Source organism: Telluria sp. LT1R51-2 (assembly GCF_059685775.1).
The window spans coordinates 1,364,798-1,377,238 of the sequence record NZ_JCASIM010000001.1 but is presented as its reverse complement, the minus strand read 5'-3'; the positions used below and the strand labels follow the sequence as shown (position 1 = coordinate 1,377,238).

Below are 12,441 nucleotides of genomic sequence, written 5' to 3'. Positions count from 1 at the left end.
CCGTTCTAAGTTAGCCAGATGCGCGGCGCGCATGCCGGACGGTCAAGCAGATGGGGCCGCAGCAACGCCCACACCTGCGCCATGACGGCGCGCGCCGCTTCGCCGTCGTCGCCCAGATAACGCGCGACGAACACCGACTTCACCTGGCTCGACGCCAGTTGCGGGTCGAGCGCGCGCACGCGCGCCTGCAGCGCGGCGGGCACGGGCCGGCCGACGGCAAGCAAGGTCGCGCACACCGCATGGCCGCGCATGCCGAGGGGGCTGGCGATGCCGTCGGGGGTCAGGATGCCCTGCTCCCACCATAGCAGGCGGCCGTCCTGGCGAATCCGCGTGCGCTGGCGGATCCGTCCGCGCGTAAACGCTTCGCCGGCGGCCACGCGGCCAAAGCACAGCACTTCGCTGCCAATGTAGACGCTGCCGGCGGCGAGATCGACGTCGTGGTCAAGGTCGACGCTGGCCGCGTCATAGAAGATGGTTTCCTGCGGCAGCCATTCGATGGCGGCGCCCGCAGCAATGCGCAGGCGCACCGCCTGCTGCGACACGCGGCCGTTGGCGCGGTACCACTTGGCCGCGCCGGGGCTGGTAGCGAGCACGCTGCAAGCAGGGCCGGCGTCGACGTCGATCTCGAGCCGGTCGCCCCCGACCACGCCACCCGGCGGGTGCACGACGATTACGTGGCAGGCGCCAGGGCCTTCGGGATACAGCGCCTTCTGGACCCGCAGCGGCCCGCGGTGCGTGCGGCGCACGAGGCGCGTCGTGGCGCCATCGCGCACGAAGCCCAGCGCCAGACTGGCTTGCCAGGCGGGAAAGATGGTGGGTGCATCGGTGGAGGTGCAATCGCGCATGCTTGATGAAACAGCACGATGCGTGCCAGCGTCCTTACGTGGCGTGGGACGTCTGCTTTGCACGCGACGCGCACCGCGAAGGTGCGCGCTGCACCCGAACGCATCAGGACATCGCCAGCTCGATGCAGTTGCGGCCGGCCCGCTTGGCGCGCGCCAATGCGGCATGGGTACGCACCGCCATCGAGTCGCCGCTCTCGCTCTCGCCCAGCTGGGCCACCCCGAGGCTGATCGTCACGTGGTCGCATCCCGGTATTTCCACCTGTTCGATGGCCGCGCGCAGCTTCTCGGCCATCTTCAGCGCGTCAATCGCGCTCGTGTGCGACGCGATCACCTGGAATTCCTCGCCGCCCGAGCGCACCAGCACGTCGCTCGCACGCAGCAGCGCGCGCGCCGTATCGGCCACCGTGCGCAGCACCAGGTCGCCCACCGGGTGGCCGAAGGTATCGTTGACATGGCTGAAGCGGTCGATATCGAAAGCGATCAGCGCGAGCGGCAGCCGGTAGCGGCGTGCGCGCTTGATCTCTTGCTCCAGCAAGGCTTCGCCATGGCGCCGGTTGGCCAGATCGGTCAGGGCATCGGTCGAAGCCAGGTGCGTGACGCGTGCCAGCAGCGCCTCGTTTTCGCGCGTGACCTCGGCCATGCGCAGGCCATGGGCGGCCAGGCCGGCCAGGTCGTCCAGCGCCTGCAACTGCGCCAGCGAGAACGGCCGCGTATCGCCAAACAGCAGGCACAGGGAGCCCATTGGCCCACCCGGCCCCTGCCCCGGGATCGGCACACCGACCACCATGCGCGTGCCAACCGCTTCCAGGCGCGCGGCGAGCGCCGGGTCGCCAAGCGTGTCGAGCGCATCGACCAGCGTCAACTCGCCTGTCGTCGCCGCCAGCAGCCCCGGGAACGCATGGCGCAGCGGCGCGTGCAGCAACTTGCCCTCGTCCCCGAGAAGCGCCGCCAGGCGCAGGCCATCGGCGCCCTGCTCGGCCTCGAGGTGCAGAGCGCCATCGCGATGCTGGAACAGCGCCGCATGCACGACGCCCGGCCAGCCCGTCAGCGCGGCGCACAGGTGCGTGGCAAAGCGCGCGCTGTCGTCGGCGTCGCTCAACGCCTGCTGGCAGGCGGTACGCAGCGCGAGCAGCGTGCGCAGTTCGGCTTCGGCCGGTGTGGGCGCGCCTGGCGTTGCGACGGGAAAGCCGGTGCGCATGCGCGCAGCCAGCAGCGCGCGCGTTTGCTGCGCGCGCAGCGGACCGATCGCGTAGTCGAGCGGGCCAAACGCCATCAGCGCCGGCAGCCAGCGCGCATTCGTAAACGGGCACAGCACCAGCACCGGCGCACCGGCGCGCGCGCCGATCAGGGCGCCCAGCGCCGGCAAGTCGACGCCCTGATCGCAGCGCTCCAGGTCCAGCACGAGCAGGTCGGCAGGTTCGCGTGCCAGCAGGCCGCGCGCCTGCTCGGCGCCGGCGGCCACGCGCAGGTTGGCAAACATGCCGTCGCAGCAGTGCTGGAAGTCGGCGCGGCGCTGGCCGACGGGATTGACGAAGACGCAGGTAAAGTCATCACGCGCGCCGTCTTCTTGATGCATGTTCATTCTCCAGATTGAGTCCAGCCGCACCGTTCCGGTATGGCTGCATGGCAAGTTTGCCATAAGCTGGCGTGTCAAGCATAGCAATTGTCACCCCTGTGTGTGGGAGCGCACCGTCGTGCCACGGTGTGGGCCGAATACTCTTGCGAACGAACGCACACTCACGGGAGAAACACCATGGCACACCAAGACGACGTGGCAGCAAAGCAGCGCGCTATCCAGCAAGAGCAGGACGCGCGCGACGCCAAAAAGAACGACTCCGAGAGCAAGGAAGCCGTCCAGACCGGGGTCGACCAGCCGGCGCCGCCGATGCCGGCGCAGCACCTGGCCAAGCCGGGCCTGGAAGCCGATATGGAAAGCAAGCCGAAGTTCATGGCCGAAGGCTACAAGGGCAGCGGCAAGCTGGACGGCATGGCCGCCATCGTCACCGGTGCCGATTCGGGCATCGGCCGCGCAGTCGCAGTGCTGTTCGCACGCGAAGGCGCCGATGTCGCCGTCATGTATCTGAACGAAGACGTCGATGCGGCAGAAACCAAGCGCTGCATCGAGGCCGAAGGCCGTCGCTGCATCACGATCGCGGGCGACGTCAAGGATCCGGCATTCTGCAACGACGCCGTGCAGCAGGTCGTCAAAGAGTTTGGCCGACTGGATGTTCTGGTCAATAACGCCGCATTCCAGGAACACGCCGATTCGATTCTCGACATCACCGAGGAGCGGTTCGAGGAGACCTTCCGCACCAATATTTTCGGCTACTTCCACATGGCCAAGGCGGTCGTACCGCACCTCAAGCGCGGCGCGTCGATCATCAATACGGGCTCGGTCACCGGCCTGAAAGGCTCGTCCAAGCTGATCGACTATTCGTCGACCAAGGGCGCGATCCACGCGTTCACGATGTCGCTGGCCGGCAGCCTGCTCGACCAGGGCATCCGCGTGAACGCGGTCGCGCCAGGCCCTGTCTGGACGCCGCTCAACCCGGCCGACAAGGGCCCGGACGACATCACCGAGTTCGGCGCCAGCACCGACTACCGGCGCCCGGCCCAGCCTGAAGAACTCTCGCCCGCCTACGTGTTCCTGGCCTCGCCCGTGTGCTCGGGCTACATCACGGGCATCGTGTTGCCGGTGACAGGCGTCGTCGGCGAATAACAGACCCACAGCGAGGAGCAGGCAATGGCACGCAGCATGTGGAAGGGCGCGATCAGTTTCGGACTGGTCCACATTCCGGTCGATATGTACCCCGCGGTCGAGACCAAGGGACTCGACCTGACGATGCTCGACCGGCGCGATTTTTCGCCGGTCGGGTTTAAACGCTACAACAAGGGCAATGGCAAGGAAGTCGTGTGGGACGACATCGTCAAGGGCTACGAGTACGAGGACGGCGAATACGTCGTACTGTCGGACGAAGACCTGCGCCGGGCCAACCCGGAAGCGACGCAGACGATCGATATCCAGGCCTTCGTCGACGCCGGCGATGTGCCGCTGATCTACTACGACCAGCCCTATTACCTGGCACCCGGCAAGGGCGGCGCGAAAGTCTATGCGCTGCTGCGCGAGACGCTGCGCGAAGCGGGCAAGATCGGGATCGCGCACGTGGTCATCCGCGTCAAGCAGCATCTGGCAGCGCTGATCTGCGTGGGCGACACGATCGTGCTCAATACGCTGCGCTACCCGGACGAGATGCGCGACGCGGGCGAACTCAAGATCCCGTCGCCTAATTCAAAAACGGCGTCCGTCACCGTCAAGGAACTCAAGATGGCAATGGCGCTGGTCGAGGGCATGAGCGAAGACTGGGCACCGGCGCAGTACCACGACAGCTACCGCGAAGACGTGCTGGCCCTGGTCAAGAAAAAGATCAAGGCAAAGCAGACCAAGACCATTACGCAGCCCGAGCCGGAAAAAGAAAAGCGCGCCACCGGCAAGGTCATCGACCTGGTCGCGTTGCTTCAGGCCAGTCTTGGCAAGAAGCCGGCCAAGGCGGCGTTGGCCGCCCTTGACGACGATGACGATGACGACGATCCGCCGCCACGCAAGTCGCGCAAACCCGCCGACGACGAGGACAGCGAGGATGACCAGCCGCCGCCACGTTCGCGCAAGGCGACGGCGACGTCAGGGGCCCGTGCCACTGCTACCAGGAAAGTGGCCAAACCGGCAGCCAAGCCAGCAGCGAAGAAAGCGGCGGCCAAGTCAGTTACCAAGGCGCCTGCGCGCAAGAAGGCGGCGTGAGGATGGACGGATTCATCGACTTTCTCCAATGGCCTGCGATGGCCGTCAGCCTGATTGCCGCCTACCTGGTCGGCGCCAAGCGCGCCGAGCGCCGCATCCTGGGCTTCTGGACCTTCATCTTCAGCAATGTGCTGTGGATCGTCTGGGGCCTGCACGACGAAGCGTGGGCGCTCATCGCGCTGCAGGTCGCGCTGCTGGCCATGAACGTGCGCGGTATCTTCCGGAACGAAGCCTAGCGCACCGCGCCCGCCCTCACCCTCAGGGCACGAACCCGAGCTGCTTCATCGCTTTGGTCAGTGTCCTGGCCGCCGTGGCATAGTCCTGCCACGGCGTATTGCCGACATCCAGCCGCTCGTGCACATTGGCGACCGTCCACTGGTCGCTCGACGTCAGCGTGTCCAGCTCATCCCAGCCCAGCGGCACCGAAATCCCCAGCCCCGGACGCGAGCGCGCCGACCATGCGGCCACCGTCGTCGCCCCCTGCCCGTTGCGCAGGTAATCAATGAAGATTTTACCGACGCGGTTTTTCGGCCCGCTCTTGAAGGCAAAGCGCTCCGGCAGCGTTTGCGCCATGTGGTGCACGATCGCCTGCGAGAAGCGCTTGACCGTGTCCCAGTCATGGTTGCCCTTGATCGGCACCACCACGTGCAGGCCCTTGCCGCCGCTGGTTTTCAGGAACGCCGGCAAACCCAGTTCGTCCAGGAAGGCGTGCATCAGCTGCGCTGCTTCCTGCATCTCGGGCCACTTGATGCCGTCGCCCGGATCGAGGTCGAACACCATCCGGTTCGGCTTCTGGTAACTGCCCTTGAACGCATTCTGGGTATGGATCTCCACCACGTTCCACTGCGCCGACGACAGGATGCCCAGCGGCGTGGCCAATTCGAGCATCGGCGGGTGCTCCGTGTCGAGCGCCTGGTCCAGGTCGCGCAGGCCGGGCATCTTGCGCACGTCGACGTGCTTCTGGAAAAACAGCTCGCCGCCGACGCCCTCGGGCGCGCGCACGAGCGACACCGGGCGGCCTTTCAGGTGTTCCATCATCAAGTCGCCCACCAGGGCGTAATAGCGCACCAGCGCCAGCTTGGTGGCGCCCGATGCCTTGTCGATCACGCGTTCGCCGTTGGTGACCTTGAGCGTCGCGGGCAGCTTGCCCTGCGCGGCCACCGGCTCGTCATCCACGGCAACGTCTTCCACCGGGAGCGCCTGCTCACGGGTGATGTTTTTGGCCGGCTTGTCCTTGCGCAGCCCCTGGAACACCGGATGGCGCACGGCGCCGCCGCTGGTCCAGTCCGAAAAACTCACCTCGGCCACCAGCACCGGCTTGACCCAGTGATGCGCGCGCCCCGGCACGGCGCGCGGCGGGAACGGGCTCGTGTCGGTGCGCAGCGCCTCGAGTTGTTCGGCGATGCTGGTCAGGGTGGCGTGGTTGAAGCCCGAGCCGACGTTGCCGGCGTAGCGCAGCACACCGTCTTCGTCATGGACCCCGAGCAGCAGCGCACCGATGCCGGTGCGCGCGCCTTTCGGGTCGGTGAAGCCGCCGATGACGAATTCCTGGCGCCGGCCGCATTTGAGCTTGATCCAGTCGGGCGAGCGGCGCGAGACGTAACGGGCGTCGCGCCGTTTGCCGATCACGCCTTCGAGGCCGATCTTGCAGGCCGCGACGATCAGTTCATCCGGTTTGGCGCCGAACTCGGCGGAAAACCGCACCTTGTCGGATCCGGCGTTCTCGAGCACCTGTTCGAGCACCGTGCGGCGGTCGACCAGCGGCATCTCGCGCAGGTCGTGGCCGTCGAAGTACGGGATATCAAACAGGAAGTAATCGATGTCAACGGCGCCGTTGCCGTCGAACGCCGCCTGCAGCAGGCCGAAATCGGGTTTGCCATCATCGTCGTGCACGACGATTTCGCCGTCGTACCAGCCGTCGGGCAGCGCCATGCGTTCCAGCTCTTCCTTCAACGGCGTCAGTTTGTCGGTCCAGTCATTCGCGTTGCGCGTGATGAGGCGCACGGCACCGTCCTCGATGCGTGCGAGCATCCGGTAGCCGTCGAACTTGACTTCGAACAGCCAGTTTTCAGGGTCGGGGGGCGGTGCGTCGACGAGCGTGGCCAGCTCAGGGGCGAATTTCGCCGGCAGTGGCGCCCTGGCGTCATCGGCCTTGGTGCGTTTTGCCGGCGCCTTGTTTGCTGCCGCTTTTTTGGCGGGTGCTTTTTTGGCTGTGGCTTTCTTCGCTGGCCCCGCCTTTGCTTCTTCGCGCAACGCTTCGACCTTTTGCGCGACCCGCTTCGGCATCGGCAATGCCTTCACGCTGTCGGGCAGTTCGTCGACCAGCGAGAATTCGGCGGCCGGGCGTGCGTAATCGTCCTTCTCCTTGATCAGCAACCATGGCGGCTGTTTTTCGCCACGGCCCTTCATCCGTACCAGGGTCCAACGGCCGTGCATCTTGTGACCGTGCAGCGCGAACTTGATGCTGCCCTTGGCAAAGCCCGCGCGCGGGTCTTCCAGCGGCTCCCAGGTGCCCTTGTCCCAGATGATCACCTTGCCGGCGCCGTACTGCTTGGCCGGAATCGTGCCTTCAAAATCCGAGTACGAGATCGGATGGTCTTCGACCTCCACGGCCATGCGCTTGTCGTGCGTGTCGTAGCTGGGGCCTTTCGGCACGGCCCAGCTTTTCATCGTGCCGTCGAGCTCGAGCCGGAAATCGTAGTGCAGGCGGCTGGCCCAGTGCTTCTGGATCACGAAGGTCAGCACGTCCTGCCCCGCCTCTCCGCCCTCGGCCGGCTCGGACGTGATATCGAAATTGCGTTTGGCTTTGTAGGCTTTGAGCGCGTCCGTCATGGCAACCCCAGGGGAAATTCGATGGTGCCAGCGTAGCCCGGTGACGCGCTGCAGACTGTACGGCAACTCACGCTGGCAGGGGCTGCTATGATCACCGCAAGCCGCCAACCGCGAAAGGACCCCATGCAGCGAATCGTTTTTCTCGACCGTGACAGCCTGCGCGCGAATGTCCGCGTGCCCGCCTTCGAACACACATGGCACGACCATGCCGCCACCGCCGTCGAGGACGTCGTGGCGCGCCTGGCCGGCGCCACCGTCGCCATCACCAACAAGGTGCCGTTGCGGGCTGACGCCATTGCCCGCCTGCCCGACCTGAAGATGGTCGCCGTCGCCGCGACCGGCACCGACAATGTCGACCTGGCAGCCTGCCACGCAGCCGGCATCGTGGTGGCAAATATCCGCAATTATTCGCTGGTGTCGGTGCCCGAGCACTGCTTCACGCTGATCCTGGCGCTGCGCCGCAACCTGCGCGCCTACGCCGCCGACGTCGAGGCAGGCAAGTGGGAAACTTCGAGCCGTTTCTGCCTGCTCGACCACCCGATCGGCGATCTGGCCGGCACGCGCCTGGGCATCGTCGGCTACGGCGCGCTGGGCCGGCAAGTGGCCAGCATCGCACGCGCCTTCGGCATGGACGTCGTCGCCACCTCGCGCTCGCCGATCACGGATGCGAACGTCACGGAACTGCCGCTGGACGAATTGCTGGCCACGTCGCAGGTCGTGAGCCTGCACTTGCCGCTCTCTGACGCCACGCGCCACATGATCGGCGCGCGCGAACTCGGTCTGATGCAGCCTGGCGCGCTGTTGATCAACACGGCGCGCGGTGGCCTGGTCGACGAGGCCGCGCTGGCCAATGTGCTGATGGAAGGCCGGATCGCCGCCGGCTTCGATGTCCTGAGCGAAGAGCCGCCCGGCTCGAACAATCCGCTACTGCGCCTGCGCCTGCCGCACTTCCTGCTCACGCCGCACATCGCGTGGGCCAGCTTCGGTGCAATGCAAACGCTGGCCGACATGCTGGTCGATAACATCGAAGCGTGGCACGCCGGCACGCCGACCAACGTCGTCTAGGGTGCAGCGCCGACCGTGGGCGCCAGGGCCTCGGGCGCCTTCTGCGGCAGTTCGAGCAAAAAGGCGGTGCCGGCGTCCGGCTGGCTCACGACGCGGATCGTCCCGCCCATCAGCGTGGTGACGATGTTGTAGACGATGTTCAGTCCCAGGCCGGTGCCGCCCTGGCCCATGCGCGTCGTGAAGAACGGATCGAAGATGCGGCCCAGGTGGGCCGGGTCGATGCCGCGGCCGTCGTCGCGGAACGTGAGCGCGACGCGGCCATCGGTTTCCAGCGCCGTCAGCGTCATGACGCCGCCCGGACCGTCGAACGCATGCAGCATCGCGTTGTTGACGAAGTTGATGATCACCTGGCCCAGCGGGCCAGGGAAGCCGTCCATCGCAATCCCGGGCGGCACGTCGATGTCAAACCGGTGTCCGCTCAGGCGCACGGTATTCATCAGGGTCGCGCCGATTTCCTGGCAGGCCCGGGCCAGGTCGAATCGGCGCCGCTGGGCACTGGCCTGGTCGACCGACACCTGGCGGAAGCTGCTCACCAGCTCGGCCGCATTGTGCAGGCTGCGCACGATCAGTTGCGAGGCGTCGCGCGCCGCGCCCATGTAGTCGGCCAGGTCGGACCGTTTGAGCGTGGTCGCCTCGAACTGCGCCGCCACCGCGTGCGTGCGTTCCTGCAGCGTGCTCGCCATCAGAAGGCTGTTGCCGATCGGCGTATTGAGTTCGTGCGCCACGCCGGCCACGAGTGATCCGAGTGAGGCCAGGCGTTCCTGCGCCGCCAGCTGCACCTGGGTTTCCTTCAGGCGCGCGTAGGCTTCGGCATTGTCCATGGCCACGCCGACGTAGGCAGCAAGCGTGCTGAGCATGTCGAGGTGGACCTGACCGTAGGCGCTTGTCTCCAGGCTTTGCACGGTCAGTGCGCCCAGCACGCGCTCGCCCGCCGTGACGGGCACGCACAGCAGCGAGCGCGGCATCGGTAGCGCAGTCGCCGGCGCGGCCAGCGCCACCGCCGCAGCCAGGTCAGGGGCGTCCGGCAGGCAGGCCCGCAGTTCGGCATCGACATCCGCCAACAGGAATGCCCGGTTTTCGTTCACGCAGCGCGCCAGCAGAAGACCGGCCGGATCGACGGCCAGCTCGCGCGGGGTCTCGCGCCGGCCGAACGCCATCGCAAACGGCAGCTCGAGCACGCCGCGCTCGCCCTGGCGCAGCGCAACGGCAAACAGCGGTGCATCCATCAGCGCCTTGACGTGCTGGTAAAGCGTCAGCATGATCGCCTCGTGATCGAGGTTCGTGGTCAGCATGCGCCCCATCTCCGACAGCAGCGCGATATTGCGGTGCGCGCGCTCGACCGATTCCTTTTGCCGTTCGACCTCGCGCTTGCCCCGCTCAGCCGCTTCTTTCTGCAGCAGCAGTTCGCCGGTGCGGGCGTCGACCTCGCGCGCGAGCAATCCCTGGCGCGTCACGAGTGCGCCGATGCGCAGCCGATAGGCAAAATACGACAGCGTCACCACCAGCGCCACGGCCAGCGTACGGAACCACCATGTCTTCCAGTACGGCGGCGTGATGGTGAGTGCGAGCGTGGCCGCGTCCTTGCTCCAGACACCGTCCTTGTTGCTGGCCCGGACCCGGAACACGTAATGGCCGGGATCGAGATTGGTATAGGTGGCGAAGCGCCGGCCAGCGCCGGTATTGACCCAGTTGGCGTCGAAGCCCTCGAGCTGGTAGGCGTACAGGTTGCCCATCGGGTCGGCATAGTGCAGCGCCGCGAATTCCAGGGAGATCACGGTATCGCGGTGCGACAGTGTGATCTCGCGTTGCGCCGCCAGGTTGTGAATGCCGCGCGAGCGGTTCAGGACCTGCAGGTCGGTGATGGCCACTGTCGGCGGGAACGGATTGTCGTGCACGTCGACCGGGTTGAACGACGTGACGCCGCTCACGCCGCCGAAGTGCAGCTGTCCGTCGGCGCCGCGCTGCCCGGAGCCCACGAAATACGCGCCGTCGATCAGGCCATCCTTGGCGTTATAACTCTTGGTCTGGCCGGTGACCGGATCGACGCGCGTGATGCCGGCGGTCGTGCTGACCCAGATGATGCCGTCGTTGTCTTCGAGGATGGCGCCGATCGACTGCGCATCCAGGCTGCTGAACGGGTAGTAGCGAAACGACGTGCGTGCACCGGTCTGCACCATCCGGTGCAGACCGCCAGCGGTGCCGACCCACAGGTCGCCGGTTCTGGACTCGAGCAGGTGGTACACGCGGCTGTGGCGCAAGCTGGTGCTGTCATGCGGATCGTGGCGAAAGCGGCTGAAGGTGCCGGTGGCGGGGTCGAAGCGCTCCAGGCCCGATTCGGTGCCGATCCACAGTACGCCGCGCCGGTCCTCGACCAGGGCGAAGCCATAGTTGTCGCCCAGGCTTGTGGCGTCGCCCGGCACGTTGCGCCAGTTGCGTGCGCTCGTGGCACCGGGTGCGACGGCCGACAGGCCGTCACGCGTCATGACCCACAGCGTGCCGTCGCGGCCCTCGCGCAGCGCCTGCACATGGCTGGCGCCCGGGCTCACGCCCAGCGCCACGCGTCCCATGCGCCCGCGCGCATCGCGCCACGCGAGGCCTGTGGGTGTGCCGATCCATAGCCGCCCCCCGGCCAGCGTCAGTGCAGTAACAACCTTGCCGGTGACGGCATCGGTGCCAAAGCGCCGCGTCGTGCGCGAGACCGGATCAAGCAGCATCAGGCCATCACCGCTGGTGCCCAGCCACAGGCGCCCGGCCGGATCGTCGACGATGGCGCGCACCCTGGCGCGGCCCATGCCTTCCGTTTCGCCAAAGCGCGCGAAGCCACCGCTGGCCAGGTCGGTGCGGTTGATCCCGCCAAAATACGTACCGACCCACAGCGTGCCGGTGCGATCGACCAACACTGACGAGACCTGGTTATCGGACAGGCTGTGCCGGTCCTGTGGCAAATGGCGGTAACCGGTGAAGCGGCCGCTGGCCGGATCGAGCCACTTCAGGCCATCGGCCGAGGTGCCTACCCACAGCTGCTCGCCGCTGTCGTGATACAGCGTGCGGATACGCGCGCCGCGCACGCCGTCCGCCGCGCCGATCTGGCGCCGCTGCGGCACATCGCCGTCGATGCGCCAGGCTTCGAGGCCGCCCGCAGTACCGATCCAGAGCATCTGGCGCGGCCCCATTGACAGCGCCAGCACGGCATTGCGCTCGGCGTCAGCAGTCGGCGCCATCGCGAAGTGCACGACCTGGCCAGTTGCCGGGTCGAGCCGGTCCAGGCCCGCTGCGGTGCCAACCCACAACGCCCCGCGCCCGTCGAACGCGAGCGCATTGACGCGGTTGTCGCGCAGGCTTGCCGCGTTGTCCGGGTCGGCCACGTGGTTGCGCTGCTGGCCCGTGTGCGGGTCGAAGCGCACCACGCCGTCATTGGTTGCCAGCCACAGCGCGCCATCGGGTCCCGGCACGATGGCGCCCACCGACCGTTTCACGGTGCGGCCCGGCTGGGTCAGTGCAAACCGCTCGAAACGGCCGGTCGCCGGATCATGCCGGGCCAGTCCGCCCTTCGTGCCGAACCACAGGCGACCGGCCTGGTCTTCGTACGAAGCCGAAATGAAGTTATCGGGAATGCTGTCGGGATCGTTGGCGTCATTGCGGTAGATGACGATCCGGTAGCCATCGTAGCGGTGCAGGCCGGCCTGAGTCCCGAACCAGATGAAGCCCTGGCGATCCTGCAGGATGCTCATCACCGAATGCTGCGACAAACCTTCCTCGACCGACAGGCGCTCGAAGCGCAGATTGCGCTGGCTGGCGTCGGCCGGCAACGCCAGTGCCAGCAGCAGGAAGAACGTGAAACGAAACAGGCCGCGGCAGGCGGCCCAGGTGAAACCTGGCATGGTCATCCGATCAATGTGCGCT

General features: G+C 66.9%; 8 protein-coding genes. 4 read left to right on the top strand and 4 right to left on the bottom strand.

Annotated elements, in window-relative coordinates; translation table 11 throughout:
* Window positions 1–5: 5 nt before the first annotated feature.
* Together AC56LH_RS06185 and AC56LH_RS06180 are read right to left on the bottom strand one after the other, a co-directional pair.
* Window positions 6–845: an urease accessory protein UreD gene (locus tag AC56LH_RS06185; RefSeq protein WP_499644886.1), complete on the bottom strand. Its 840-nt coding sequence runs from the start codon at window positions 843–845 to the stop codon at window positions 6–8.
* 103 nt (window positions 846–948) lie between these two features.
* On the bottom strand, window positions 949–2,421 hold the full coding sequence (locus AC56LH_RS06180) for a GGDEF domain-containing protein (RefSeq protein ID WP_499644884.1): 1,473 nt from the start codon (window positions 2,419–2,421) through the stop codon (window positions 949–951).
* A gap of 177 nt (window positions 2,422–2,598) precedes the next feature.
* On the opposite strand from AC56LH_RS06180, the gene AC56LH_RS06175 reads away from it, so the two are divergent.
* From AC56LH_RS06175 to AC56LH_RS06165, 3 genes are read left to right on the top strand one after another with little or no spacing between them, the layout of a single operon-like run.
* Window positions 2,599–3,564 carry an SDR family oxidoreductase gene (locus tag AC56LH_RS06175; RefSeq protein WP_499644882.1) on the top strand — a complete coding sequence of 322 codons (966 nt, stop codon included), beginning with the start codon at window positions 2,599–2,601 and terminating at the stop codon, window positions 3,562–3,564.
* A 24-nt stretch (window positions 3,565–3,588) separates the two neighbouring features.
* Complete coding sequence (gene ku / locus AC56LH_RS06170; protein ID WP_499644880.1) at window positions 3,589–4,641, top strand: non-homologous end joining protein Ku; 1,053 nt, start codon at window positions 3,589–3,591, stop codon at window positions 4,639–4,641.
* Between the two features lie 2 nt (window positions 4,642–4,643).
* A complete protein-coding gene (locus tag AC56LH_RS06165) occupies window positions 4,644–4,877 on the top strand; it encodes a hypothetical protein (protein ID WP_183551521.1) in 234 nt (77 codons plus the stop codon).
* Between the two features lie 22 nt (window positions 4,878–4,899).
* On the opposite strand, the gene ligD is transcribed toward AC56LH_RS06165, so the two are convergent.
* Window positions 4,900–7,473, bottom strand: a complete 2,574-nt coding sequence (gene ligD, locus AC56LH_RS06160; RefSeq protein WP_499644878.1) for a DNA ligase D — start codon at window positions 7,471–7,473, stop codon at window positions 4,900–4,902.
* A gap of 123 nt (window positions 7,474–7,596) precedes the next feature.
* On the opposite strand from ligD, the gene AC56LH_RS06155 reads away from it, so the two are divergent.
* Window positions 7,597–8,538 (top strand): D-2-hydroxyacid dehydrogenase, encoded by a 942-nt coding sequence (locus AC56LH_RS06155; protein WP_499644876.1) that lies wholly within the window; start codon window positions 7,597–7,599, stop codon window positions 8,536–8,538.
* Here AC56LH_RS06155 and AC56LH_RS06150 read toward each other — a convergent pair.
* A complete protein-coding gene (locus tag AC56LH_RS06150; protein WP_499644874.1) occupies window positions 8,535–12,419 on the bottom strand; it encodes a sensor histidine kinase in 3,885 nt (1,294 codons plus the stop codon). The two genes, AC56LH_RS06155 and AC56LH_RS06150, sit on opposite strands and share 4 nt — an antisense overlap.
* Window positions 12,420–12,441 lie beyond the last annotated feature (22 nt).